This is a genomic window from Stenotrophomonas sp. SMYL11 (assembly GCF_036320005.1).
In the GTDB taxonomy this organism is placed as follows: domain Bacteria; phylum Pseudomonadota; class Gammaproteobacteria; order Xanthomonadales; family Xanthomonadaceae; genus Stenotrophomonas; species Stenotrophomonas maltophilia_A.
The window spans coordinates 51,366-76,012 of the sequence record NZ_JAWIRS010000010.1 but is presented as its reverse complement, the minus strand read 5'-3'; the positions used below and the strand labels follow the sequence as shown (position 1 = coordinate 76,012).

At 67.1% G+C, this 24,647-nt stretch carries 20 protein-coding genes and 1 pseudogene; 8 read left to right on the top strand and 13 right to left on the bottom strand.

The features are described 5' to 3' along the window. The first annotated feature begins 23 nt into the window (after positions 1–23). A complete protein-coding gene (lpxH, locus tag V3B46_RS14475) occupies positions 24–770 on the top strand; it encodes a UDP-2,3-diacylglucosamine diphosphatase (protein WP_154262472.1) in 747 nt (248 codons plus the stop codon). An 87-nt stretch (positions 771–857) separates the two neighbouring features. Here lpxH and V3B46_RS14470 read toward each other — a convergent pair whose 3' ends face one another. Then, positions 858–2,111 carry a zinc-dependent metalloprotease gene (locus tag V3B46_RS14470; protein ID WP_329892226.1) on the bottom strand — a complete coding sequence of 418 codons (1,254 nt, stop codon included), beginning with the start codon at positions 2,109–2,111 and terminating at the stop codon, positions 858–860. Positions 2,112–2,336: 225 nt separating this feature from the next. On the opposite strand from V3B46_RS14470, the gene V3B46_RS14465 reads away from it, so the two are divergent. After that, positions 2,337–3,794, top strand: coding sequence for a T6SS phospholipase effector Tle1-like catalytic domain-containing protein (locus tag V3B46_RS14465; protein ID WP_329892225.1), 1,458 nt, complete (start codon positions 2,337–2,339; stop codon positions 3,792–3,794). 66 nt (positions 3,795–3,860) lie between these two features. On the opposite strand, the gene V3B46_RS14460 is transcribed toward V3B46_RS14465, so the two are convergent. From V3B46_RS14460 to V3B46_RS14430, 7 genes are all read right to left on the bottom strand, one after another. After that, the gene (locus V3B46_RS14460; RefSeq protein ID WP_329892224.1) at positions 3,861–4,685 is read right to left on the bottom strand and encodes a ferritin-like domain-containing protein; all 825 of its coding nucleotides are present in this window, start codon (positions 4,683–4,685) and stop codon (positions 3,861–3,863) included. 9 nt (positions 4,686–4,694) lie between these two features. Beyond that, entirely contained in the window at positions 4,695–6,161 is a 1,467-nt protein-coding gene (gene purF / locus V3B46_RS14455; protein ID WP_154262466.1) for an amidophosphoribosyltransferase, read from the bottom strand. 30 nt (positions 6,162–6,191) lie between these two features. Continuing rightward, a complete protein-coding gene (locus tag V3B46_RS14450) occupies positions 6,192–6,971 on the bottom strand; it encodes a CvpA family protein (RefSeq protein WP_329892223.1) in 780 nt (259 codons plus the stop codon). Positions 6,972–7,017: 46 nt separating this feature from the next. Beyond that, a complete protein-coding gene (locus tag V3B46_RS14445) occupies positions 7,018–8,046 on the bottom strand; it encodes an SPOR domain-containing protein (protein WP_329892222.1) in 1,029 nt (342 codons plus the stop codon). A gap of 81 nt (positions 8,047–8,127) precedes the next feature. Next, the gene (folC, locus tag V3B46_RS14440; protein WP_329892221.1) at positions 8,128–9,399 is read right to left on the bottom strand and encodes a bifunctional tetrahydrofolate synthase/dihydrofolate synthase; all 1,272 of its coding nucleotides are present in this window, start codon (positions 9,397–9,399) and stop codon (positions 8,128–8,130) included. Between the two features lie 41 nt (positions 9,400–9,440). Continuing rightward, positions 9,441–10,085, bottom strand: a complete 645-nt coding sequence (locus V3B46_RS14435) for a histidine phosphatase family protein (RefSeq protein ID WP_329892220.1) — start codon at positions 10,083–10,085, stop codon at positions 9,441–9,443. 200 nt (positions 10,086–10,285) lie between these two features. Further along, complete coding sequence (locus V3B46_RS14430) at positions 10,286–12,448, bottom strand: S46 family peptidase (protein WP_329892219.1); 2,163 nt, start codon at positions 12,446–12,448, stop codon at positions 10,286–10,288. 291 nt (positions 12,449–12,739) lie between these two features. On the opposite strand from V3B46_RS14430, the gene tdh reads away from it, so the two are divergent. Then, on the top strand, positions 12,740–13,762 hold the full coding sequence (gene tdh, locus V3B46_RS14425; protein ID WP_010483949.1) for an L-threonine 3-dehydrogenase: 1,023 nt from the start codon (positions 12,740–12,742) through the stop codon (positions 13,760–13,762). Positions 13,763–13,922: 160 nt separating this feature from the next. Here the strand turns inward: tdh and V3B46_RS14420 are convergent, their stop codons facing one another. Beyond that, complete coding sequence (locus tag V3B46_RS14420; RefSeq protein WP_154262459.1) at positions 13,923–14,618, bottom strand: TorF family putative porin; 696 nt, start codon at positions 14,616–14,618, stop codon at positions 13,923–13,925. 204 nt (positions 14,619–14,822) lie between these two features. Between V3B46_RS14420 and kbl the strand changes: the two genes are divergently transcribed. Continuing rightward, the gene (kbl, locus tag V3B46_RS14415) at positions 14,823–16,031 is read left to right on the top strand and encodes a glycine C-acetyltransferase (RefSeq protein WP_262229084.1); all 1,209 of its coding nucleotides are present in this window, start codon (positions 14,823–14,825) and stop codon (positions 16,029–16,031) included. Between the two features lie 84 nt (positions 16,032–16,115). Here the strand turns inward: kbl and V3B46_RS14410 are convergent, their stop codons facing one another. The 4 genes from V3B46_RS14410 to V3B46_RS14395 form a co-directional block, all read right to left on the bottom strand. Beyond that, complete coding sequence (locus tag V3B46_RS14410) at positions 16,116–16,451, bottom strand: hypothetical protein (RefSeq protein ID WP_005412356.1); 336 nt, start codon at positions 16,449–16,451, stop codon at positions 16,116–16,118. Positions 16,452–16,536: 85 nt separating this feature from the next. Continuing rightward, complete coding sequence (locus tag V3B46_RS14405) at positions 16,537–17,346, bottom strand: pseudouridine synthase (protein WP_329892218.1); 810 nt, start codon at positions 17,344–17,346, stop codon at positions 16,537–16,539. Positions 17,347–17,366: 20 nt separating this feature from the next. Then, positions 17,367–17,873, bottom strand: a complete 507-nt coding sequence (locus V3B46_RS14400) for a hypothetical protein (protein WP_154262454.1) — start codon at positions 17,871–17,873, stop codon at positions 17,367–17,369. 220 nt (positions 17,874–18,093) lie between these two features. Then, positions 18,094–19,185: an OmpA family protein gene (locus V3B46_RS14395; protein WP_010483958.1), complete on the bottom strand. Its 1,092-nt coding sequence runs from the start codon at positions 19,183–19,185 to the stop codon at positions 18,094–18,096. A 357-nt stretch (positions 19,186–19,542) separates the two neighbouring features. Between V3B46_RS14395 and V3B46_RS14390 the strand changes: the two genes are divergently transcribed. The 4 genes and pseudogenes from V3B46_RS14390 to V3B46_RS14375 all read left to right on the top strand — a co-directional run bounded on the left by V3B46_RS14390 (position 19,543) and on the right by V3B46_RS14375 (position 24,602). Further along, entirely contained in the window at positions 19,543–20,562 is a 1,020-nt protein-coding gene (locus tag V3B46_RS14390) for a zinc-binding alcohol dehydrogenase family protein (RefSeq protein WP_329892217.1), read from the top strand. Positions 20,563–20,846: 284 nt separating this feature from the next. Further along, positions 20,847–21,455 (top strand): annotated as a pseudogene (yczE, locus tag V3B46_RS14385) (membrane protein YczE); the annotation flags it as partial. A gap of 359 nt (positions 21,456–21,814) precedes the next feature. After that, positions 21,815–23,845 (top strand): NADPH-dependent 2,4-dienoyl-CoA reductase, encoded by a 2,031-nt coding sequence (locus V3B46_RS14380; RefSeq protein ID WP_329892216.1) that lies wholly within the window; start codon positions 21,815–21,817, stop codon positions 23,843–23,845. A gap of 298 nt (positions 23,846–24,143) precedes the next feature. Next, positions 24,144–24,602, top strand: a complete 459-nt coding sequence (locus V3B46_RS14375) for a cell wall hydrolase (protein ID WP_004154513.1) — start codon at positions 24,144–24,146, stop codon at positions 24,600–24,602. The last annotated feature ends 45 nt before the right edge of the window (positions 24,603–24,647 follow it).

Below are 24,647 nucleotides of genomic sequence, written 5' to 3'. Positions count from 1 at the left end.
GGTGGATGCCCTAGAATGCCCGCATGACCACGTTGTTCATTTCCGACCTGCACCTGGACCCCAGCCGTCCGGAGATCACCGACCTGTTCCTGCGCTTCCTGCGCGAGCAGGCGCCCGGCGCCGATGCGCTGTACATCCTCGGCGACCTGTTCGAAGCCTGGATCGGCGACGACACGCCCTCGCCCGCTGCCGATGCGGTGGCCGACGCGCTGAAGGTACTTTCCGACAGCGGCGTGCCGGTGTACTTCATCCGCGGCAACCGCGATTTCCTGCTCGGCGAGGACTACGCGCGCCGTGCCGGCCTGCGCATCCTGCCCGACCCGTGCGTGATCGAGCTGTACGGCCGCCCGGTGCTGCTGCAGCACGGCGACCTGCTGTGCACGGACGACATCCCCTACCAGCAGTTCCGCGCACAGACGCGCGACCCGGTCTTCCAGGCGCAGTTCCTGTCGCAGCCGCTGGCCGCGCGCATTGCCTTCGCACAGAAGGCACGTGAAGCGAGCCAGGCCCGCCAGTCGGAAATGAAGCAGGGTGATCGCGCGCAGTTCGAGACCGTCACCGACGTGGCGCCGGCCGAAGTCGATGCCACCTTCGTGCGCCATGGCGTGGACACCATGATCCACGGCCACACCCATCGCCCGGCGGTGCACACGCTGCAGGCCGGTGGCCGCGCCTGCAACCGCATCGTGCTGGGTGACTGGTACGAACAGGGATCGGTGCTGCGCGTGGATGCCGGCGGCTGGTCGCTGGATACACTCGCGCGCGAATGATGGATCGCGGGGTACCAACCAAGGTTGGCATCTACCAGGGCAGGTGAACGCACCCGGGTAGACGCCGACCCCGGTCGGCGGTTGGCCTCAGCGGAAGGCCGCGATGGTGGCCTTGGTATTGACCAGCACGCGCTGGTTGTCGGCGGTGCTGGCATTGCCCATCGGGATGCCGTTGTAGCTGATGTTCGGGTTGGACCAGTAGTTCAGGCGCGGGCAGCCGGCCGAGCAGTCATAAGCCATGATCGTGCGCCAGCGCGAACCGGAGGACGGCTCGTAGCGATAGCCGTGCCCATAGGCATAGGGCGACGTGCTGGGATCACTGGCGATATCGTGCCGCGCACTCTGCAGGTGGCCGATCTCATGCGCGAAGGAGTAATAGCCGGTCGCGCAATCCCAGTACACCGCCGCGAACGCCGTCGATGCCGTCGAACCGATGCCCGACGCCAACCCGCAGTAGCTCGTGTTGTTGATCAGCAGCACGCCGACATCGGCCGCAGTGGTGTTGCGGCTGGTGTGGATGCTGTCCATGTAGCCGTCGCTGGTGTTGCGGAAGCGGGTCAGGTCGGTGGTGAAGTTGCCGGATTCGGTGTAGCTGGTGGTTTCATAGCCGGCCAGCTGCAGGGTGATGCCCACGTTGCTGTTGACGTAGCCCTGGTTGGATTCGGCCACCGCCAGCTGCACCAGCGACTGCATGTTGCCGCCATAGGCCGTTACCGCTGCATTGGTTGCCACCACCAGCACGCGGATGGTGGCCGGGGTACCGGACGAGGCCTGCGCGATGCCGATGCGGTCATTGTTGCCCATCGGGATTTTCGGCAGCTGGTTGTAGTCGGCCGGATGATCGGCCGGCATCCGCGATTCATCCACTTCCACCAGTACATGGCGGTTGCCCAGCGGGCGCAGGCGATACAGCTTGCCGTCCTTGCGGATCGAACCGGTGAGGGTGTTGCCCGAACGCACCAGGATCACTGAATTACCAGGATCATCCTGGCCGTTCGAAGCGGTGGCAGTCAGCCGATCGGACGGCGAGCGCAACTGGCCGTACCAGATGCTGCCGCCATCGGGCAGGGCTTCCACCTTGCTGCGCACCGCCTGCACGCGCTGGCCAAGCAGTTCGAACTCCAGCTGCGGCTGCACAGTGGCAGCAGCGTCGACACGCACTTCCTGTACCGTCGCGGTGGACGGGGTGGCCAGCAGCTTGCCCAGCGCGGGCTCACTGTTTGCCGATGCGCGGCTGATGACCGTCACCGGCTCGAACAACGGTGCCGCATGCGCGGCCGCTGCCACCGACAAACCCAACACCAGGCCACCTGCCGCTTTGCCAATCGATCTGGACAACATTGCGTCGCTCCTTGAATGATGTGAACAGCGTTGATGCAGCACGCCCGGGTTTGCCGGGTCTGGCCATCTGGCCTGCGCGGGTCGTGTGAATTCAATAGAAGATGGGAATGAAAATCAGGAACTGTGATCAACCGCATCTGCGTTAAGTAAGGTCAAAAGCGTCACTACACTTCGCCAATACACCGCTTTCGCGCTACCGTGACGCAGCCACGACGGGGAATGCACATGGCACCATCGCAGGACACGGACGAAGATGTCGGCTTGCTGCGGATCGGCCTGTTCTTCGATGGCACCCGCAACAACGCACACAACCTGGCACGCGGTCGCCCACAGGTTCCGCAGCCACGCCCGGCGCAGCTACGCGCGGATGATGATTCGACCTACCAGAGCCGGCTGACCAGCAGCTACGACAACGGCCTGACCAACATCGCGCGCCTGCAGCAGCTGTATCCGGACAGCCGCCGCGATGCGATGGCCGCGCCTTCGCTGTCGATCTATGTCGAGGGCGTGGGGACCCGCGATGATGCCGATGACGATCTGATCGGACTGGCCTTCGGCATCGGTGCCAGTGGCGTTCGCGCGAAAGTGCAGCGCGCGCTGCAGGTGCTGCTGCCGGCGGCACTGGCCGAGCTGTCCGCGCGCTGGCAGCGACCGCTGCGTGGCGTGCAGCTGGATCTGTTCGGCTATTCGCGCGGTGCTGCCGCGGCACGTGATATCGCCAACCAGCTGCAGGCCTGGGACAGCGCGCGCTGGCGCCAGCTGCTGCAGGGCGCCAGCCTGCCCTGCACTGCGGACTTCGCCGCCGTCACGCGGGTGCTGCGCTTCATCGGGCTGTTCGACACCGTGGTTGCAGTCAATGGTGGCCGCGCCGATGAACACCCGCAGCTCGCCCTGCGCAGTGGCATCGCTGCACACGTCGTGCAACTGGCCGCGCGTGACGAGCATCGCCAACACTATCCACTGACCAGCGTCGCGCCAACGTTCACCGAGATCGCCCTGCCCGGCGTGCACGCCAACATCGGCGGTGGCTACAACCAGTTGGAAGAAGGGCCCAAGCTGCTCAGCCGTCCGCGCCGGCAGCAGCTGCGCCGCCCAGCGGTTTCCGACTACCAGGTCCCTCCACTGGCGTTGCTGCAGGCCACCACGGCCTACGCCAAAACGCAGGCCGACGCCGAACGCTGGCGGCAGCAGCTGGGCGTGGGTGAAAAGGAGGTCTGGGTGGATGTCTGGCACCAGTGGCAGCAGCAGCGTCGCGCCGGCAGCCGCAGCGTGCTGCTCTCCCCGGTGCTGTATGTGACCGCCGCGGTGGTGCTGCGTCGGCGCATCGACTGGCGTTACCAGCTGATCGCACTGCAGGTGATGCAGCAGCACGCCATCGATGCTGGCGTGCGATGGACCGCCAATGCCGCTGGAGTTCCCGGCTGGGAGCTGCCGTCTGCCCTGCAGCCGATCGCACGCCGACTGGTGGCCGGACAGGCGCTGACGCAGACACAGGAGGCGCTGCTGCGACGGCGTTACCTGATGCAGTCGGCGCATTGGAACTTTGATGCACTGGGCGACACCGCACTGACCTACGCCGCCGATGCCGGCGTCAGCGAGCTGCCGTACCGGCCGGGTCCCGGCCTGTTCTACATCAACCGGCCGACGGTGGATGGCAAGCGCGTGGTGTTGCCGAACGCATGAAAAAAGGGACGGAGGGGATTAAGTCGTTTATGCATAAACGACTTAATCCCCTCCGTCCCCTTTTCTTCAACCGGCCTGTTCAATCAGGTTGGCCAGCTCATCCGCATCGAACCCGGCCAGCAGGCGCGCTTCGATGTTGAACGGCCCATGCAGGTAGCCGCCGGCGTACTCCACCAGCAGTTCCTTGAAACGTGCGCGCGGCTCGACGCCGGCGAGATCGCAGTACCAGCGGTACCAGCGCGAACCGGCAGCGACATGCGCCACTTCCTCGCGCAGGATCACTTCCAGTACGTCGGCGGTCTCGTCATCGCCGACATTGCGCAGCTTCCCGATCATGCCCGGTGTCACGTCCAGGCCGCGCGCTTCCAGTACGCGTGGCACCAGCGCCATGCGTGCCAGGCCATCGTGCGCGGTCTTTTCGCACATTTCCCACAGGCCGTTGTGCGCAGGGAAATCGGCATAGTCGTGGCCATGCACCTGCAGGCGTTCGCGCAACAGCATGAAGTGCCGCGATTCGTCGTCGGCACAGCTGACCCAGTCGGCATGGAACGCCGACGGCAGGCCACGGAAGCGGTATACCGCATCCCAGGCCAGGTCGATCGCGTTGAGTTCGATATGGGCGATGGCGTGGATGAAGGCGGCACGCCCTTCCACACCGCCCAGTCCACGCCGCGGCACTTCACGCGGATGCACCAGCACCAGCTGCGCCGGCCGGCCAGGCATGCGGATCGGCTCCGGCGGCGGTGCATCGGCCGCCACCTTCAGGCGGCCAGCACGGAACGCGGCGGCATAGGCCTGGGTCAGCGCCACCTTGCGCAGCGGGTCGGCTTCGGCCAGGCACTGCTGCGCAGCGCGCAGCAGGTCGCCACCAATGTCGGGTACATCGACCACGCCTGGACCTCAGGCGCGGCGCTTGTGCTTGGCGTCGTCCGAACGCAGCTGCTGGATGCGCTCGAAGTACCCCGGCTCGATACCCGTCGGGTAGTGGCCGTTGAAGCAGGACGAATCGAAGTTGCGCAGCGCCGGGTTGCCCTCGCTCACCGCCGCTTCCATGTCTTCCAGGTCCTGATAGATCAGCCAGTCGCAGCCCAGGTGGGCTTCGATCTCTTCCACGGTGCGGTTGTGCGCGACCAGCTCTTCGGCCGCCGGCATGTCGATGCCGTAGATGTTCGGGAAACGCACCGGCGGCGCGGCGCTGGCCAGGTACACCTTGCGCGCGCCCGCGTCACGGGCCATCTGCACGATCTGCTGGCTGGTGGTGCCGCGCACGATCGAGTCGTCCACCAGCAGCACCACGCGGTTGCGGAACTCCAGATGGATCGGGTTGAGCTTGCGGCGAACCGACTTCACGCGCTCGCCCTGCCCCGGCATGATGAAGGTGCGGCCGATGTAGCGGTTCTTGATGAAGCCTTCGCGGTACTTCACCCCCAGCACGTTGGAGATTTCCAGCGCAGCGTCGCGCGAGGTATCCGGGATCGGGATGATGGTGTCGATGTCGTGGTCCGGGCGCAGGCGCAGGATCTTCTCGCCCAGCTTGATGCCCATGCGCATGCGCGCCTTGTGCACCGAGACGTTGTCGATCATGGAATCCGGGCGCGCGAAGTACACGTATTCGAAGATGCACGGGGTGTGCTCGGCCGGCTCGGCGCAGATTTCCGAGAACAGCTCGCCACGCGCGGTGATCACCAGCGCTTCGCCCGGCTGCACGTCGCGCACGCGCTGGAAGCCCAGCACGTCCAGCGCGGCCGACTCGGAGGCCACGATGTACTCATCGCCCTCGGCGTGGCTGCGCTTGCCCAGTACCAGCGGCCGGATGCCATGCGGATCGCGGAACGCCACCAGGCCCAGGCCCAGCACCACGCTGACCACCGCATAGCCGCCCTTGCATCGGCGGTGCACGCCGGCCACCGCGCGGATCGCGGCTTCCGGGCTGAGCTGGCGCTGCTGCTCCAGTTCATAGGCGAACACGTTCAGCAGCACTTCGCTGTCCGAATCGGTGTTGACGTTGCGGCGGTCCTGCTCGAACACCTGCTGGCGCAGCGCTTCGGTGTTGATCAGGTTGCCGTTGTGGGCCAGCGCGATGCCGTACGGCGAATTGACGTAGAACGGCTGTGCCTCGTCCATGCCTTCCGAACCGGCGGTCGGGTAGCGCACATGGGCGATGCCGACGCTGCCTTCCAGGGTGGACATGGTGCGGGCATCGAACACGTCGCGGACCAGGCCGGTGGCCTTCTGCACGCGCAGGCGGCTGCCGCTGGCGGTGGCGATGCCCGCCGCATCCTGGCCACGGTGCTGGAGAACGGTCAAGCCGTCATACAACTGCCCGGCGACGTTCTGGTTGCCGACGATTCCGACGATGCCACACATGGTGCGAGGTCTCCGCTGGGCTGTGCCCAGTTACAAGGAAGGTGGCCGTACCTGGCCGCGGTGGTCGCCGCGCGCGCGGTCGACGTTGGCCGGATCGCCCGGCTCGATACTGTCCGGCAGTGCAGGAGCGTCCGGGCGCACTTCGGCCGGATCGTAGGAATCGCCCTGTTCCGCTTTCGCAGGCCGCAGCCATCCGCTGCCTGCCACTACCTGGTTGAGGATGCCATTATCGCCTGCCGCGCCCGGCTTTCCCAACCCGGCACCTGCGTTCTTGCCCAAGTCCATCAATGCAGATGGGGACAGCGCGTCGGCCGGCAAGGCCTTGGGCAGCAGATCGGCCCCGGGAACCTCCCAGTGCGGCAGTTTGCTGTTCATCCAGGCCACCGTCGGGTTCAGCAACGGACGCACCGCCGAGCGCTGCCAGGAGGGTTCGGCGGTCAACGGGGTGAAGCTGCCCAGCAACAGCAGGACCGCGGCGATCAGGCCGCCTCGCACCGCGCCCAGCACCCCGCCCAGCAGGCGGTCCAGGCTGGTCAGCATGCTGCGATGGACCAGGGCCTTGATGACCATGCCGATGACCGCGACCGCGATCATCACGCCGATGCCGACCCCCAGGTAGCCACCGACGAAGTGTTCGCCACCGGGGGCCGCCGGAGCGGCCCACCAGTGAGCGGCATCATTGCCGAAGGCGAAGGCCGCCCACGCGGCCAGCAGCCACGACAGGGTGCCGATGACGATTCCCACGAAGCCGCGCAGCATCCCCAGCAGGGTCGAGGCGGCGATCACGATCAGCAGCACCACGTCGATCATGGCGCCCCGCTCCTTCGGCGGCGCTGGCAACGGGGCTGCGCGTGGGTCATGGGTGCGGTCGGACCATGCCCGCCACGCCGACCTTGGCGGCGACCTGCGCCTTCAGCTGCTCGGCGTCAGCGCGGTTGGCCACCGGCCCGACGCGGACGCGATGCAGGGTGCCCTTGTCCGTGCGCACCTGCTCGACGAAAGCGCTGAAACCGGCGGCACGAACCTTGTCGCGCAGGGCATTGGCATCGTTGGCCTGACCGAACGCGCCCAGCTGCACGGCAAAGCCGACGCCGCTGGCAGCCGGTGCTGCCGGTGTGGTCGGCGCCGTCGCCGGCTTGCTGGCGGTGGCCTCCGGCTTCGGTTCGGGCTTCGGCGCCGGCTTCTGCGGTTCGGGCTTGGCGGCCGGGGGCGCTGTCGCGGCCGGCGTGCTCGGCGGCAGGCTTTCGCTGCGGACCGGGTTGCCGCTGGCCGAGGGCGCAACAGCTGCTGACGGGGTGCTGGCGCTCGGCGCAGCCGGTGCCGGGGTGGCCGCAACCGGGGCACGGCTGCCGGCCGCCGCGTCCAGGGTGATCACTTCGGCCTTCACATCCGCACGGATCTTCACCGCCTGCAGGCGGGCCGCTTCTGCCTGGGCACGGTCGGCGTAAGGTCCAACGCGCACGCGCCATGCCTGGCGGCCGTTGATGGTGGCCGTTTCGGCGAAGCCCGGCAGCTGCGAGCGCTTCAGGTAGGCGATCACCGCATCGGCGTCGGCCTTGCTGCCGTAGGCACCGAAGGTGACCGCATAGTTGCCGGCGGCGACTGCCGGCGAGGTGTCCACGGTCGGCGGCGTAGCCGGCGTGGCAGCCTCCTGCAGCGGCTTGGCCTGCCCGGTCTGCAGGCCGGTGGCACCACCGGCCGGGGCGACCAGCGGCAGCTCACGGGTTTCGAACTGGCCATCGGCCGGCGCATCCGGTGCGGCGATCGGCACATTGGCGACACCGCTGTCGGGTGCGGGTCCCTTGACCAGCATCGGCAGGAAAATCACGGCCAGTGCCACCAGCACGATGGCACCAATCAGACGCTGTTTCAGAGGCGTATCCACGTGAGGCAGGCAACTGTCCGGAGATTGCCGTCGATTATACGGGTGCCGGACCGGCCGGCGTCGGCGTTGGCTGAACGCGGATCAGGCCGGGTCCTGCAGCCACTGCAGGGCCGCAGCGGCGGTATGGAAGGAGCCGAACACCAGCACACGGTCCCCCCGCTCGGCCTGGGCCAGCACCTGCGCCAGTGCCTGTTCAACGCTATCGGCCAGCGGCGCCTTGGCCGCCGCCGTGCCGGCCAGGCGCGCCTGCAGCTGGGCGGCGCTCTGCCCACGCGGACCGTCCAGCCCGGCCAGGGTCCACTCGCCCACCACGTCCTGCAGGGCCTGCACCACACCCGCCGCGTCCTTGTCCTGCAACGCGGCGTACACCGCCAGGGTGCGGCCGGCTGACACTTCGGCCTTCAGCGCACGCGCCAGCTGGCCCGCCGCCTGTGGGTTGTGGCCCACGTCCACGCGAATCTGCACGCCGTCGCGCTCGAATGCCTGCATGCGGCCGGAGATGCGCGCGGCCGCGATACCCGCGGCCCACGCCGCGCGCGGCACCGGCTTGTCCAGCGCGCGCAGGGCGGCGATGGCAGCACCGGCATTGGCCAGCTGGATCGGGCCGGCCAGCGCCGGGGTCGGCAGCTCCATGCGCAGGCCGACGTCGCGCCAGCGCCAGCGCTGGGCGTCGATCGGCTCGTAGAAGTAATCGCTGCCGCCGCGGATCGCGTTGGCACCGACCAGATAGGCACGCGCCAGCACGCTGGACGGCGGATCGGTCTCGCCCAGGATCACCGGCTTCCAGCCGCGGATGATGCCGGCCTTCTCGGCGCCGATCGCTTCGCGGTCCTCGCCCAGCCACTCGGCATGGTCGATGTCCACGGTGGTGATCACCGCCACGTCGGCGTCGACGATGTTGACCGCATCGAGACGGCCGCCCAGGCCCACTTCCAGCACCGCCAGGTCCAGCCCGGCGTCGGCGAACAGCTGCAAAGCAGCGAGCGTGCCGTATTCGAAATAGGTCAGCGTGGTGTCGCCGCGTGCCGCTTCGACGGCATTGAACGCTGCGACCAGCGCCGCATCGTCCACGTCCTGCCCGTCGATGCGCACGCGCTCGTTGTAGCGCAGCAGGTGCGGCGAGGTGTAGGCACCCACCTTCCAACCGGCGGCACGGCCGATGGCCTCGATGAAGGCCACGGTGGAGCCTTTGCCGTTGGTGCCACCGACCACGATGGTGCGCCCGGCCGGCGCGCCAAGACCCATCGCTGTGGCCACAGCACGCACGCGTTCCAGGCCCATGTCGATGCTCGCCGGATGCTGGCGTTCAATGTAGTCCAGCCAATCGGCCAGGGTGGTCGGGGTGTTCGTCACGGCAAGGGTTCCAGCAGCAGCAGGTGGTTCGTTGGAAGGGTTTACAGCGCGCGGTGCTTGGCTTCGCCGAAGAACGGCGTGTGGTGGGCGCAATCGTTCAGGCGCACCACTTCCAGGCTGTCCAGGTCTGCGCCTTCGAGCAGGTTCAGGGTGGTCGGCGCCTGGCGGAAGGTCCACAGGCGGGAAATCGGCAGGCCCAGCACCTTGCACAGGATCACCCGGTTCACCGCGTCGTGGGCGACCACCAGCAGGGTGTCGTGCTCGCCAAGGCCTTCAGCGGCACGGGCCAGGCCGCGCCAGCTGCGCTCCAGCACCAGGCGCAGCGATTCGCCGCCCGGCATCAGCACGGTATCGGGTTCTTCACGCCAGGCCTTCAGGCGCGACGGGTCTTTTTCGTTGATCTCGCTGGCGAGCAGGCCTTCCCACTCACCGTGGGCGATTTCCTGCAGCTCCGGCTCGGTCAGCAGCATGTCGGCACGCGCGGCGCCAAGCGCCAGCTGTGCGGTGCGCTGGGCGCGCGACAGCGGCGAGGCCACCGCACGGGTGATGTCGACCGAAGCCAGGCGGGCACCGAGGGCCTGGGCCTGGGCTTCGCCGATCGGCGAAAGCGGGATGTCGATCTGGCCCTGGTAGCGGCCTTCGGCGTTCCACGGCGTTTCGCCGTGGCGGGCAAGCAGGATGCGCATGCGTGCAAGGGGTCCTGGGGGGAGGAGGTTTCCGCGTTTCGTTCACATCCTGTGAAGTACGCGGAACAGGGATGATACCTGTTCGGCGCACCGGGCCGGGCCGGGCATGAAAAAACCCCGCGACGTGGGTCGCGGGGTTTCGGAAACTCCGGCTGTCTGGTCGAGGTTGCCGGCCAGCGGCCGGCACTACCGCAACCGGGTTACTTGGCCAGGTTCAGTTCCTTCAGCAGCTCCGGTGCCGGCGCCACTTCCTGCATGATCCACTGCATGTAGCGGCTGTCGACGGCGATCATGCGGGTCATCACCGGGTCGAACACCCAGTTGGAGCTGACCGATTCCCAGTTGCCATCGAAGGCCAGGCCAACCAGCTTGCCGTTGGCGTCCAGCACCGGCGAACCGGAGTTGCCACCGGTGATGTCCAGGTTGGACAGGAAGTTCACCGGCACTGAACCAAGGCGCTTGTCTTCCAGGCCGCCGTAACGCTTGGCCTTGACCGCATCGAGCAACGCCTTCGGCGAATCGAACGGATCTTCACCGGTTTCCTTCGCCGCCACGCCTTCCAGGGTGGTGAACGGGGTGTACTTCACACCGTCCTTGCCATAGCCCATGACGTTGCCGAAGGTGATGCGCAGCGACAGGTTGGCATCCGGATAGACGAACTCGCCCTGGCTCTTCTTGTAGTCGGCCACCGCCTGCAGGTACAGCGGACGTGCGGTCAGCGATTCGCCTTCGCGGACCTTCTTCTGCTCTTCCTGCTTCAGCAGCGCCGGCATGGCCGCAACGGCGTACTGGATGGCCGGATCGCTGCTGGCTTCGAACGCGGCACGGTCGGCCTTGAACCACTTCAGGCGCGCGTCCAGGCTGCCCAGCTCGGTGCCTGACAGCTTGCCCACCAGCGACTTCACCGCAGCGGCATCGCTGCCGTCCAGCCACTTGTTCAGCACGTCGTTGTCGCGCTGCGCGGCCGGCAGGGCCACGTACTGCTCCAGCCAGTAGGCCTGCAGCTGCTGGTCCATCTTCGCCACATAGCGACGGTCCATCTGCTTCAGGCCGCCTTCGATGGTGGTCAGGTCGCGTTCCTGGTAACCGGCTTCGCGCTCGGCATCCGGCTTGCTGCGTTCGATCGACAGGCGGTACAGGGTGATCGCTGCGCCAACGGCCGAGGTGTTGTTGAACTGGCCCACGAACAGGTCGCGTTCGCGGGTCGACTTGCTGGTATCCAGATGCTTGAGCAGCTGCGCGTGGGCGGCCAGGGCCGGCTTGCCGGCAGCGCCCTGCTTCTTCAGCCAGGCCAGCACGGCGGCTTCTTCAGCCTGCTTCTGGCCAGCGGCGTCGATGCGCTTGAAGCCTTCCAGCTGGCCCAGGTAGTTCTTGGCCACGTTGTTCATGCTGGCGGAGGTGGCGGCGTACTTCACCTTCACGTCCGGGTCGGCCTTGCCGGCGTCGGCGATCATCTTCAGCACCGCGTTGTAGTGGGCGGCGATGGTCGGGTAGGTGAAGCTGGCGGTTTCGTTGAACTCGCCCGCCAGCGCGTAGCGGTTGGTGCGGCCCGGGTAGCCGGCCACCATCACGAAGTCGTCGGCGCCCAGCGGCTGGTCGGCGAACTTCAGGAAGTGCTTGGGCTGGTACGGCACGTTGTCGGCCGAGAACGCGGCCGGCTTGCCATCCTTGCCGACATAGGCGCGGTAGAACGAGAAATCGCCGGTGTGGCGCGGCCACATCCAGTTGTCGACGTCGCCGCCGAACTTGCCGACGCTGCCCGGGGGCGCGTAGACCAGGCGCACGTCCTTGATTTCCATGTTGCGGAACAGGCGGTAGGTGTTGCCGCCGGAGAACGAGTACAGGCGGCAGCGGAAGCCGGCGTCGGCTTCGCAGGCGGCCACCTGGGCCTTGTCGAAGGCATCCAGCGCGCGGCTGCGGGCCAGCGCATCCTTGCCGGCGGCGGCGATGGCAGCCTTGGCCTGGGCAGTGACGTCGGTGATCTGGTCGAGCACGAACACGCGGGCGTTCGGGCCGGCACTCAGTTCGTCCTTCAGGGTCGGCGCGTTGAAGCCGTCCTTGATCAGGTTCTTCTGCGCGGTCGAATTCAGCTGGATGGCGCCGTAGGCGCAGTGGTGGTTGGTGACCACCAGACCCTGCGGCGAGACGAAGCTGGCAGTGCAGCCGCCGAGGGCGACGACCGCGCCCATCGGGTCGCCGGTCAGGTTGGACAGCTGCTGCGGGGACAGCTTCAGGCCGGCCTTCTGCAGCGGGCCGGCGATTTCCGGCAGCTGCTGCGGCACCCACATGCCTTCGGCGGCATGGGCGACCTGGACCAGCCCGAGGCTGGCGACGATGGAGAATGCAAGCAGGTTCGAGCGCATGGAGCGGCCCCTGGTAGTGGAACCTTCGATTGTAGCCCGCCGCCCTGCCCCGGCCCGAACCCCGGAAGTCATGCAATCAGATGCTTCCACCGTTCAGCGTCTCCACTGCAATCGGACGGAGGCGGGAGGCCAGGCCAAGCCCGGCGAGCGCGGCGGCGCCGTTCGAAACGCCCGCCGGCACACGCCTTTCGTTCCGCCACTGCACCCGCAGCGCAACATGGGAAATCCGCGCGGCACCCTATAATCCGCGCTTTCCCCCTGATGAGTTCCACCCCGATGGCGCAGCAAACGATGAAGGCCCTGGTCAAGCGCGAAGCGGCCAAGGGCATCTGGCTGGAAGAAGTTCCGGTGCCGACCCCGGGCCCGAACGAGGTCCTGATCAAGCTCGAGAAGACCGCGATCTGCGGCACCGACCTGCACATCTACCTGTGGGACGAGTGGAGCCAGCGCACCATCAAGCCGGGCCTGACCATCGGCCACGAATTCGTCGGTCGCGTCGCCGCACTCGGCTCGGCCGTGACCGGCTATGAAATCGGCCAGCGCGTCTCGGCCGAAGGCCACATCGTCTGCGGCCACTGCCGCAACTGCCGTGGCGGCCGCCCGCACCTGTGCCCGAACACCGTCGGCATCGGCGTCAACGTCAATGGCGCGTTCGCCGAGTACATGGTGATGCCGGCCAGCAACCTGTGGCCGATCCCGGACCAGATTCCGTCCGAGCTGGCCGCGTTCTTCGATCCGTACGGCAACGCCGCACACTGCGCGCTGGAGTTCAACGTGATCGGTGAAGACGTTCTGATCACCGGTGCCGGCCCGATCGGCATCATCGCCGCCGGCATCTGCAAGCACATCGGTGCGCGCAACGTGGTGGTGACCGACGTCAACGACTTCCGCCTGAAGCTGGCCGCCGACATGGGTGCCACCCGCGTGGTCAACGTGGCCAACCAGTCGCTGAAGGACGTGATGAAGGAGCTGCACATGGAGGGCTTCGACGTGGGCCTGGAAATGAGCGGCAACCCGCGTGCGTTCAACGACATGCTCGACTGCATGTACCACGGCGGCAAGATCGCCATGCTCGGCATCATGCCCAAGGGCGCCGGCTGCGACTGGGACAAGATCATCTTCAAGGGCCTGACCGTGCAGGGCATCTACGGCCGCAAGATGTACGAGACCTGGTACAAGATGACCCAGCTGGTGCTGTCCGGTTTCCCGCTCGGCAAGGTGATGACCCACCAGCTGCCGATCGACGACTTCCAGAAGGGCTTCGACCTGATGGAAGAAGGCAAGGCCGGCAAGGTTGTTTTGAGCTGGAATTGACCCTTCGGGTCAATTCCCCCGCAGGTTTCCTTATCCCCCCGCCGTCGGCGCGCCCCCTTGAACAACAAGGGGGCTTTCCCCCAGCCGGGGTAAGGCATGCTGCTGGAATTGAAAAAGGCGCCCATTGGGCGCCTTTCTCGTGGACATCAGCGAAGGCGCATCAGTTACCGATCGCGACGCTCAGCATCACGCGGCTGTGGGCCAGCTTGCCGGAGTTGTCGCGGCCGTTGCCGTCGGTGCCGTAGTAGCCCAGGCCGACCTTGGCCATCCCGAACTGGCGCTCAACGCCGACATTCCAGTCGGTGTAATCCTTGGCGATGCCGTCTTCAAACGTGCTGCGGCCGACATTGGCATTCAGGGTGAAGTCCTTCGGCAGGCCCCAGCTGCCGCCCAAGCCGAAGTACCAGCCATCGGTGCTGCTGTTCCATACATCGTTGGTGTAGGCCACCGTCAGCTTGTAGGTGTCATCCAGCGTGGTGGTGGTGATCAGCTCGTTGTAGTTCTGGTGGCTGGACTTCAGGTAGGTGTAGCGGTTCAGCAGCACGTCGAAGTTGACGCGCTCGGTGACGTCCACGCCGTAGCCGATCAGGTAGTCGACCTCGGTCTTCGGATCACCTGCACCGAAGTCCACGCCCGAACCCCACACGCCGGCATACAGGCCGACCGGGCTGGTGTAGGTGAAACCGGCCTGCAGGGTCGGATCCTCATCGGTCTGCGACACACCACGGAACAGGTAATCGGAAACGGCGGTGACATTCCAGCTGTACGGCGATTCGTCCTCCTGGGCGCTGGCGGCGAACGGGGCGGCCAGGGTCAGGGCAGCGGCAATGGCGAGGCAGGCACGGGCGTGCTTCATGGGCGTCTCCGGTGGGGGCGGTGGCGTGGAAGGCGGGAGCGGGCGTAGCGGCCGGAGCGGGACAGCTCCGGTTCACGAATTTTTAACCAGTTTGCTATTGCGATGCAACATGTGCCGGCCGTGGCGATGCCCCATCCGGGCCGTCGGCAAGCGGCGATGCCCGGTAGAATCAGCGGTTTCCCCGTTCAGAGCCGTGCCCACGCCATGACCGACGCCTCCTCCGCCCTGACCCGCCACTATGCCGAGGAACTGGACGCCATCCGCGCCCAGGGCCTGTTCAAGTCCGAGCGGATCATCACCAGCCCGCAGTCGGCCGAGATCACCCTCGAGGACGGCCGCAAGGTGCTGAACTTCTGTGCCAACAACTACCTGGGCCTGGCCGACCATCCGGACCTGATCCAAGCCGCCAAGGATGCGCTGGATACCCACGGTTTCGGCATGGCCTCGGTGCGCTTCATCTGCGGTACCCAGGACCTGCACAAGCAGCTGGAGAAACAGATCGCCGACTTCTTCGGCAAGCAGGACACCATCCTGTACGCGGCCTGCTTCGATGCCAACGGCGGCCTGTTCGAGCCGCTGCTCGGCGAGAACGACGCGATCATTTCCGATGCGCTGAACCACGCTTCGATCATTGACGGCGTGCGCCTGTGCAAGGCCAAGCGCTTCCGCTATGCCAACTGCGACATGGCCGACCTGGAAGCCCAGCTGCAGGCCGCCGATGCCGCCGGCTGCAAGACCAAGCTGATCACCACCGACGGCGTGTTCTCGATGGACGGCTTCATTGCGCCGCTGGACGAGATCACCGCGCTGGCGAAAAAGTACAACGCGCTGGTGCACATCGACGAATGCCACGCTACCGGCTTCCTCGGTGCCAGCGGCCGCGGCTCGGCCGAAGTGAAGGGCGTGCTGGAAAAGATCGACATCATCACCGGCACCCTGGGCAAGGCCATGGGCGGCGCACTGGGCGGCTTCACCTGCGCCAGCGCCGAGGTGATCGAGCTGCTGCGCCAGCGTTCGCGCCCGTACCTGTTCTCCAACTCGCTGCCGCCGCACGTGGTTGCCGCCGGCATCAAGGCATTCGAGATGCTGGCCGCCGCCGACGACCTGCGTGGCACCCTGGTGGAGAACACCCGTTACTTCCGCGAAAAGATGGTCGCAGCCGGTTTCGACGTGAAGCCGGGCGTGCACCCGATCAGCCCGGTGATGCTGTACGACGCACCGCTCGCGCAGAAGTTCGCCGAGCGCCTGCTCGAAGAAGGCATCTACGCGATCGGCTTCTTCTTTCCGGTGGTGCCCAAGGGCCAGGCGCGCATCCGCACCCAGATCAGCGCTGCGCACAGCCGCGAGCATCTGGACCGCGCGATCGATGCGTTCACCCGCATCGGTGTCGAGCTGGGCGTGATCAAGGGTTGATCCCCACCGGTCAAAGCGTGCCGACCAAGGTCGGCACCTACCGGGCGTGAGGGCGTGCCGACCGAGGTCGGCACCTGCCCGTCATCACTTCTTTTTCTTCTTGCCCTTCGGCTCGTCCTTGCTGGCCACCACCACCGGCTTGGCGGCGGCATCCTGGCCGTTGCCCTTGGCAACGCGGATGCCATTGGCCTTCATCCAGGCGTCGAACTCATCGGCGGTCATCTTCTTGTCGCCGTTGCTCATCAGGAAGCGGTAGCTGCCGCGACCATCCAGCTCCGGGGTCTTCACTTCCACCACCGGGGTTTCGGCCGGCGTTTCCGCCTTGGCCACCTTCTTGTGGCCGCCACACGCGGTCAACAGCACCATCGGCAACAGCAGGCCTGCGCAGCGCAGGGTTTGATTGAGGGTCGGGTGGTACATGGGCAGGCTCCGTTCGGGAAATTCAGCAGCCAGGCGCCCCCTACGCCTGGAACGGTGGCCGGCAACCGCCGGCCGCGGGCGATGATCAACCCGGTGCAGCGGCCCCCAGCCGCTGCTGGTCGCTGACCTCCAGCACCCGCCACTGGCCCTTGCCGAGATCGCCGAGCTGCAGCCCGCCGATCGCAACCCGGACCAGGCGCAGCACCTGCAGGTCGAAGGCCGCCAACAGGCGGCGGATGTGGCGGTTGCGGCCCTCGTCGAGGACCACCTCCAGCCACGCGGTCTTGTCGCCGCTGCGCAGCACGCGCACGGCCTGGGCGATGAGGAACTCGCCCTCGTCCTCCACGCCGGCCTGCAGGGCCGCCAGCGTGGCGTCATCGGGCAGGCGGTCGACCTGCACGTGGTAGGTCTTGTCCGGCCCGGTCTGCGGGTCGGTCAGGCGCGCCGCCCACTGCGGATCGTTGCTGAACAACAGCAGGCCTTCACTGGCCTTGTCCAGGCGCCCGACCGGCGCGATCCACGGCAGGCCGGCACCATCGAAGCAGCGGTACACGGTGTCGCGGCCACGCTCATCCTGCGCGGTGGTCACCACCCCGCGCGGCTTGTTGAGCATCAGGTACAGGCGCTGCGGCGCGCCCATCGGCTGGCCATCGACCTCGATCGGCGGCGCCGGCTGCCCAATCGGGAATTCGGGATCCCGCACGATGCGACCGGAGACGCGTACGCGGCCATCGGCGATCCAGCGCGCGGCCTCGCTGCGCGAACACACGCCGGCCTTGGACAGCACGCGCGCCAGGCCATGACGGACACCGGCGGCTGTGGCAGCGGGAGTCGCACGCCCACGCGGTGCGTGGGAGCGGGCGGCGGGGGCGGCAGGTGGGCGGCGCGTGCGCAAGCCTCTGCTCCCCGCGGCGCTTACTTCTTGTCGACCGGCTTGGTCTCAGCCGGTGCTTCGGCCGGGGCCGGAGTGGCGGCCGGAGCCGGACGCGCCTTGACCACACGCACGCCACGCGCCTTCATCCAGGCGTCGAACTCTTCGGCGGTCATGCGCTTGCCGTTCTGGCTCATGTCGAAGCGCCAGGGCGTGTTGTCGAATTCGGTCTGCGGCTTGTAGGCCGCCGGATCGTTCGGCTTCACTGCCGGGGCGCTCGGAATGGCCTTGGCGATGTTCTGGCAACCATCGATGCGCAGGCGCTGCAGCACCTGGTCCAGCGACTGCGACGGATCGTAGTTGCTGCTCAGCACGCCGGCCGGCATGCCCAGCTGGTTGCCACGGATGTAGAGCTCGTCGGCCACCGGCGCGACGGTCGTGGCCGGCAACGGCAGCGGCGAGGCGCTGGTGTTGACCGAGCAATCGACCGCAGCGTGGGCGGCGGGAACCAGGGCCAGCGCCAGGAAGGCGGCCGATGCAGAGCGAAGCATGAAGGGCATCCAGGAAAGGAAGTGACGCGGCGAGTTTAGCAATGCCGCGACAGCTTTCAAGCGCCACTTTCAATGAATACGGCAACTCATTGGTTTTACGAATAAAAACCCGACGAACGGTCGTTCCCGGACCGACGGACACGCGGATTCCGGGCCGCAGAAACAACAAGACCCGGCCGAAGCCGGGTCCTGCTGTGTCCTACTGGCGGAGCGTCAGAACTTAGTTCTGGACGTTCAGCTCGGTACGACGGTTCTTGGCGCGACCTTCCGGGTTGTCCGAACCATCCGGGTTGGTGTTCGGAGCAATCGGACGGCTCTCGCCGTAGCCGATCGGGCCGACCAGGCGACCGGCGTCAACGCCGTTCTTGGTCAGGTAGTTGTACACGGCGGTAGCACGACGCTCCGACAGCTTCTGGTTGTAAGCGTCGGTACCCTTCGAGTCGGTGTGACCGGCAACTTCAACGCGCAGATCCGGGTAACGCTTCAGGATCTCGGTGGCTTCGCTCAGGATCGCCACGGCGTCCGGACGCAAGTTCGACTTGTCGAAGTCGAAGTTGACGCCCTTCAGGTCGATGGAGACCGGCACCGGGCAACCGTCCGGACCGATGGTCTGACCCGGCTGCGAGTTCGGGCACTTGTCGTCGCAGTTGTTGACGCCGTCACCGTCGTCATCCAGGTCGGCGCAGCTCGGGGCAACCGGAGCCGGAGCCGGAGCAGCCGCGACCGGAGCCGGGCCCAGCGGGATCACGACGCCGACCGAGGCCAGCACGTCACCGAACCAGTCTTCCTTCGGAGCGGCAACGCTCTGGTCGTCGAAGTCAGCGCGGTAGGCCACTTCGGCGCGGACAGCAACGCGCTTTTCGAAGGTGGTCTGCAGGCCGACGCCCAGCTTGGCGGCAACGTTGCCGTCCTTACGCTGGCGCGGACCATTGGCATTCAGCGCCGGATACTCTTCTTCCGACTTCTGGTAGCCCAGGCCACCGACGATGTACGGGTTCCAGCCGCGGCCTTCCTTGATGAAGTGGCGACGCAGGTCCAGCGAGACGCCGTACTGCGACCAGTTCAGGTCCTTGTTCGAATCGAAGTTCGGGTTCTGATAGTTCAGCTCACCGTCCAGCGACCAGTTCGGGCTGATGAACTTGCCCAGGCCCAGGGTCACGAACGGAGCGTCATTGGTCAGACGGTCGCTGTCCTGGAAGTTGAAGCCGGCCGAACCGGTCAGGTACCAGCGGTCATCGAACTCCTGCGCCGAAGCTGCCTGGGCAAAAGCCAGGCCGCCCAGCAGCGCGGCAGTAAGGATCTTCTTGTTCATTGAGTACAGCTCCTATTTCGGGGGTATGAAACCGGTAGAGGCATGGGCCAGCACAAGTGCGTCGATGTACGACAGCCGATTCAGCACGCCACCGCCGCGAACATTATGCTCAGGCGGGTGAAGGCCATGTTAACAGTCCCGTAACATGTGAAGTGTTGCGCCCGACCGTCCGCCGGTCCGACGTTGAAACCCTATACAGGATGATGAAAATCCGCAAGACCCTCACGCTGCAAGGGTTTGACGGGGTTTAGGCGGGGAAAACGACATATTGCGCGGCGCGCTGCATCAAACCGTTCAGCGCGTCTGCGGAAACGTGAGGAACCTTATGATGGAGCCACGAACCCAGCCGGAGCCGTGATGAAAGCCGTCGCCCTGAGTCGTGAATCCGCCCCTGCCCTGTGCGATATCCACCTGCCTCCGCCGCTGCCTCCCCTGGGGCGTGACCTGCTGGTCCGGGTCGAGGCGGTTTCAGTCAACCCCGTCGATGGCAAGCAGCGTGCCAGCATGGATCCGGCCACGCTCCAGGCACCCCGCGTGCTGGGTTGGGACGCCGCCGGCGTGGTCGAGGCGATCGGCGACGAGGCGAGCCTGTTTGCCTCCGGTGACGAGGTTTATTACGCAGGCGATGTCACCCGCCCCGGCTGCAATGCGCAGTACCACTGGGTGGATGAACGCCTGGTCGCGCGCAAGCCAACCACGCTGGATTTCGCTGAAGCCGCAGCGCTGCCGCTGACCACGCTCACCGCCTGGGAGCTGCTGTTCGAGCGCATGCCGCTGCGGCTGGACGATCGCCGCCACGCCGGCCAGCACCTGCTGGTGATCGGAGGTGCGGGCGGGGTCGGCTCGATGGCAATCCAGCTGGCCCGCCATGCGGGTTTCGAGGTCATCGCCACGGCGTCGCGCGAGGCCTCGGCCGACTGGTGCCGGCAGATGGGTGCCCGGCACGTGATCGACCACCGGCAACCACTTCAGGCCCAGCTGCAGGCGCTGGGCATCGACACGGTGCAGGTCGCACTCAACCTGGCCGACACCGATCACTACTGGGACGAGCTGGGCCTGCTGCTGGCGCCGCAGGGACATGTGGGCCTGATCGTCGAGCCGCGTGGGCCGCTGCGCATCGGCGATCCCTACAAAGCCAAGTGCATCGGCATCCACTGGGAGTTCATGTTCGCGCGCTCGCGCTTTGCCACTGCCGACTGCATCGAGCAGCACCGCATCCTCAGCCGCACGGCCAGCATGATCGATGCCGGCCAGCTGCGCGGCACCCTCAGTGAAAGCCTGGGCCCGATCAATGCGGCAAATCTGGACATCGCGCATCGGCGCCTGGCCAGCGGACGCACGGTGGGAAAGCTGGCGCTGGTGGGCTGGGGCGACTGAGCCAGGCTGGAACGCCGATGTAAAGCCGAGCCCATGCCCGGTCGTGCGGTCTGATCGTAGAGTCGAGGGGGGGGGGGGGGGGGGGGGGGGACAAAAGCACACACACAAACCCCAGCTTGGGGCGTGGTGCGTCAGCTTAGAGTGCTCGTGGCGCGAGTATTCCAACAGGAACAGTCGAGCAAGCTCGACGCTACTGTGGCGGCGGATTGGTCGGCATCTGTATCTATGGAAGTGACTGAATCGGGATTACGGTGGAAACAGATTCCCCTCCCCCCGAGACCGCCATGCCCACCGCCCTGCCTCTGCGCCTGCTGCAACTGATCACCGGCCTGTTCCTGTACGGCTTCGGCGCATCGCTGATGATCCGTGCGGCCATCGGCGTGGCGCCCTGGGACGTGCTGTCGCAAGGCATCGCCGCGCAGACGCCGCTGTCGTTCGGGCTGGCCACCAACGTGATCGGTGCGCTGGTGTTGCTGCTGTGGTGGCCGCTGCGGCAGAAACCGGGTATCGGCACCGTGCTCAACGTGATGCTGATCGGCCCCTCCGCGCAGTTCGGGCTATGGCTGCTGCCGCCGGCAGTCGGCCTTGGCTGGCAACTGGCGATGTTCTGCGCCGGCATGCTGCTGGTTGCGCTCGCCACCGGCCTGTACATCGGCGCCAGGCTTGGCCCTGGCCCGCGCGACGGCCTGATGACCGGCCTGCACGCCCGCACCGGCTGGCCGATCTGGAAGGTGCGCAGCCTGATCGAGGGCAGCGTGCTGCTGCTGGGCTGGTGGCTGGGCGGCAATGTTGGGCTCGGCACCCTCGCCTTCGCCCTGCTGATCGGTCCGCTGTGTGGTGTCACGCTGGGCTGGTTCGGGATCGGTCGCACCCCGGTAGTGGGGGGGGCGGGGGGGGGCGCCCCCCCCACCAGAAGGCGCCCGGCGGCCGGCGCCCGGGCCCCGCGCCCCCCCCCCCCCCCCCCACCCCCCCCCCCCCCCCCCCCCCCCCCCCCCCCCCCCCCCCCCCCCCCACTACCCCCCGGAGTTCGGGGGCAGCGCCGCAGGCGCGGGGGCGTGGAGGCCGGTAAGTGGGGCCCGCGGTTCGCACAGCGAATTGCGGGAGCGACAGCACGCATGTGCCGAGCGTACCCGGCCAGCGGCCGGCACTACCAAACCGTCAGACAGCGGCCAGCCCCTCCCAGCGAAGCGGCCCTTGCCCCGGCCGCCGTTTCGCGGCACGCTTCGCGCTTCCGTACGCAAGCGTATCGACCATGTCGCCAGCCAACGAAAGCGCCTACCCCCACCTGTTCGCCCCGCTGGACCTGGGCTTCACCCAGCTGCGCAACCGCGTATTGATGGGTTCGATGCACACCGGCCTGGAGGATCGCGCCCGCGACTTCCCGCGGCTGGCGGCCTACTTCGCCGAACGCGCCGAGGGCGGTGTCGGCCTGATCGTCACCGGCGGCTTCGCGCCGAACGTGGTGGGCTGGCTGAAGCCGTTCGGCGGCAAGCTGTCCTGGCCCTGGGAAGTACGCCCGCACCGGCAGCTCACCGCCGCCGCGCACCAGCACGGCGCGAAGATCTGCCTGCAGCTGCTGCATGCCGGCCGCTATGCCTACCACCCTTTGTCGGTGGCGCCGTCGAAGCTGAAGGCACCGATCAACCCGTTCACCCCGCGTGCGTTGTCGGCCAGCGGCGTCGAGCGCCATATCGCCGACTACGCACGCAGCGCGAAGCTGGCCCGCGAGGCTGGCTACGACGGTGTGGAAGTGATGGGCTCGGAGGGCTACCTCATCAACGAATTCATCGCCCCGCGCACCAACACCCGCAGCGACCGCTGGGGCGGTGATGCCAGCCAGCGCATGCGCTTTGCGGTGGAAATCGTGCGCCGCATCCGCGAGGCCTGCGGGCCGGATTTCATCATCATCTACCGCTTGTCGCTGGTGGACCTGGTGGACAACGGCAGCAACTGGGAAGAGATCGTGCAGCAGGCCCAGGCCATCGAGGCCGCCGGCGCGACGATCATCAATTCCGGCATCGGCTGGCATGAGGCGCGCATTCCCACCATCGCCACCTCGGTGCCGCGCGCGGCGTTCGCCGGCGTCACCGCCAAGCTGAAGCCGCACGTGAAGGTGCCGCTGGTGGCCACCAACCGCATCAACATGCCCGACGTCGCCGAGCGCATCCTGGCCAGTGGCGGCGCCGACATGGTGTCGCTGGCACGCCCGCTGCTGGCCGACCCGGAGTGGACGAACAAGGCCCGCGCCGGCCGCCCCGAGGCCATCAACACCTGCATCGCCTGCAACCAGGCCTGCCTGGACCATGTGTTCGAGAACAAGCTGGCCAGTTGCCTGGTCAATCCGCGCGCCGCGCACGAAACCGAACTGGTCTACCGCCCCACCGCCACGCCGAAGAAAGTTGCCGTGGTCGGTGCTGGCCCGGCAGGCCTGGCGTGTGCCACCGTCGCTGCCCAGCGCGGCCACCAGGTCACCCTGTTCGATGCCAACGAAGAGATCGGCGGCCAGTTCAACGTGGCCAAGCGCATCCCCGGCAAGGAAGAGTTCCACGAGACCCTGCGCTACTTCCGCCACACGCTGGCCGAAACCGGCGTGCAGCTGCGTCTCGGCACCCGCGCCGATGCCGCCACCCTGGCAGGCTTCGACGAGGTGGTGCTGGCCACCGGCATCACCCCGCGCAAGGTCGACTTCCCCGGCGCCGACCACGCCAAGGTGGTCAGCTACCTGGACGTGCTGCTGGGCCGGGTTGAAGTGGGCACCAATGCGGCGATCATCGGCGCCGGCGGCATCGGCTTCGATGTCGGCGAGTTCCTCAGCCATACCGGCGAGTCGCCCTCGCTGGACCCGCAGCGCTGGATGGCCGAATGGGGCGTGGACAGCACCTTCGAGGCCCGCGGCTCGCTGGGCCGGCCCGAGGTCGAGGCGTCACCGCGTCGGCTGTGGCTGCTGCAGCGCAGCCCGGGCAAGCCCGGCGCGCGACTGGGCAAGACCACTGGCTGGATCCACCGCGCCACACTGAAGGCCAAGGGCGTGCGCATGCTCGGTGGCGTCGAGTACCTGGGCGTCGATGACGAAGGCCTGCGCATCCGCGTGGAAGGCAGCGAACAACTGCTGCCAGTGGACCATGTGGTGATCTGCGCCGGGCAGGAACCGAACCGTGCATTGCAGGCCGAACTGCAGGCCGCCGGCATCAACGCGCAGCTGATCGGGGGTGCCGATGTAGCCGCCGAACTGGACGCCAAGCGGGCCATCGACCAGGGCAGCCGGGTCGCCGCCGCGCTCTGATGAGCCCCTGAATGGGGGGCGGAATGTGATTTCCGTCACCCCTGCCGAACCTGAATGTCAAGCCGGGCGGTTCACGATGCGTTCGGCTATACCCCCCTACCTTGCGCCATCTTTCCGCTCACCAGCCAGTTTCCGGTGAGCAGGCGCAGCCCCCTCGATCGGTACTGATCGTTTCTTTTGGGGCTGCCCACGGGGCGGCCCCGATGGCCGCCTCCCCATGACGCCAAGTCGTACCCCGCCTCCTGTCGCCCCCGCGGCCGGAACCGGAGGGTGCGGCCCACACGGAGCAAGGAGTTATATGAAACTGGCCTGGATTCTCTGGCTGTCGCAGTTGTTGCCGCAGCCGGCCGCTGATTCATTGTGTTTGAGCACCACCGTTTACCTGGAAGCCCGCGACCAGACCCTGCGTGGCCAGCAGGCCGTCGCCGAGGTCGCCCTGCGCCGCCTCGACAGTGGCCTGTGGGGCGACTCCATGTGCCAGGTGGTCACCGCACGCAAGCAGTTCGCGCCGACCATCGTCTCCCCCGGCACCCAGCTGGGCAACGACGCGGCCTGGAGCGAGGCGATGAACGTGGCCTTCGACGCCGAGCGCAACTGGGCGCTGCCGGCCGGCGAGCGCCGCGAGATCGTGCCCGGCGCCAGCCACTTCGCCGCGCTGTCCATTGCCAGCCCGAACTGGCGCAATGCCTACCAGGTGGCCACCATCGGCGATCACACCTTCTATAAGGTGCAGAACCTCAAGCCGCGACAGTCGTAACGATCCGTGCTGGCGGCAGCGTTGCCGCCCGCTGGCAAGCTCTGG

What these genes read in the sequence shown, in the direction of transcription:
- lpxH (WP_154262472.1), top strand. Translation starts at nt 24, where the DNA reads ATGACCACGTTGTTCATTTCCGACCTGCACCTGGACCCCAGCCGTCCG.
- V3B46_RS14470 (WP_329892226.1), bottom strand. Translation starts at nt 2,111, where the DNA reads ATGTTGTCCAGATCGATTGGCAAAGCGGCAGGTGGCCTGGTGTTGGGT.
- V3B46_RS14465 (WP_329892225.1), top strand. Translation starts at nt 2,337, where the DNA reads ATGGCACCATCGCAGGACACGGACGAAGATGTCGGCTTGCTGCGGATC.
- purF (WP_154262466.1), bottom strand. Translation starts at nt 6,161, where the DNA reads ATGTGTGGCATCGTCGGAATCGTCGGCAACCAGAACGTCGCCGGGCAG.
- V3B46_RS14450 (WP_329892223.1), bottom strand. Translation starts at nt 6,971, where the DNA reads ATGATCGACGTGGTGCTGCTGATCGTGATCGCCGCCTCGACCCTGCTG.
- V3B46_RS14435 (WP_329892220.1), bottom strand. Translation starts at nt 10,085, where the DNA reads ATGCGCATCCTGCTTGCCCGCCACGGCGAAACGCCGTGGAACGCCGAA.
- V3B46_RS14430 (WP_329892219.1), bottom strand. Translation starts at nt 12,448, where the DNA reads ATGCGCTCGAACCTGCTTGCATTCTCCATCGTCGCCAGCCTCGGGCTG.
- tdh (WP_010483949.1), top strand. Translation starts at nt 12,740, where the DNA reads ATGAAGGCCCTGGTCAAGCGCGAAGCGGCCAAGGGCATCTGGCTGGAA.
- V3B46_RS14420 (WP_154262459.1), bottom strand. Translation starts at nt 14,618, where the DNA reads ATGAAGCACGCCCGTGCCTGCCTCGCCATTGCCGCTGCCCTGACCCTG.
- kbl (WP_262229084.1), top strand. Translation starts at nt 14,823, where the DNA reads ATGACCGACGCCTCCTCCGCCCTGACCCGCCACTATGCCGAGGAACTG.
- V3B46_RS14410 (WP_005412356.1), bottom strand. Translation starts at nt 16,451, where the DNA reads ATGTACCACCCGACCCTCAATCAAACCCTGCGCTGCGCAGGCCTGCTG.
- V3B46_RS14400 (WP_154262454.1), bottom strand. Translation starts at nt 17,873, where the DNA reads ATGCTTCGCTCTGCATCGGCCGCCTTCCTGGCGCTGGCCCTGGTTCCC.
- V3B46_RS14395 (WP_010483958.1), bottom strand. Translation starts at nt 19,185, where the DNA reads ATGAACAAGAAGATCCTTACTGCCGCGCTGCTGGGCGGCCTGGCTTTT.
- V3B46_RS14390 (WP_329892217.1), top strand. Translation starts at nt 19,543, where the DNA reads ATGAAAGCCGTCGCCCTGAGTCGTGAATCCGCCCCTGCCCTGTGCGAT.
- V3B46_RS14380 (WP_329892216.1), top strand. Translation starts at nt 21,815, where the DNA reads ATGTCGCCAGCCAACGAAAGCGCCTACCCCCACCTGTTCGCCCCGCTG.
- V3B46_RS14375 (WP_004154513.1), top strand. Translation starts at nt 24,144, where the DNA reads ATGAAACTGGCCTGGATTCTCTGGCTGTCGCAGTTGTTGCCGCAGCCG.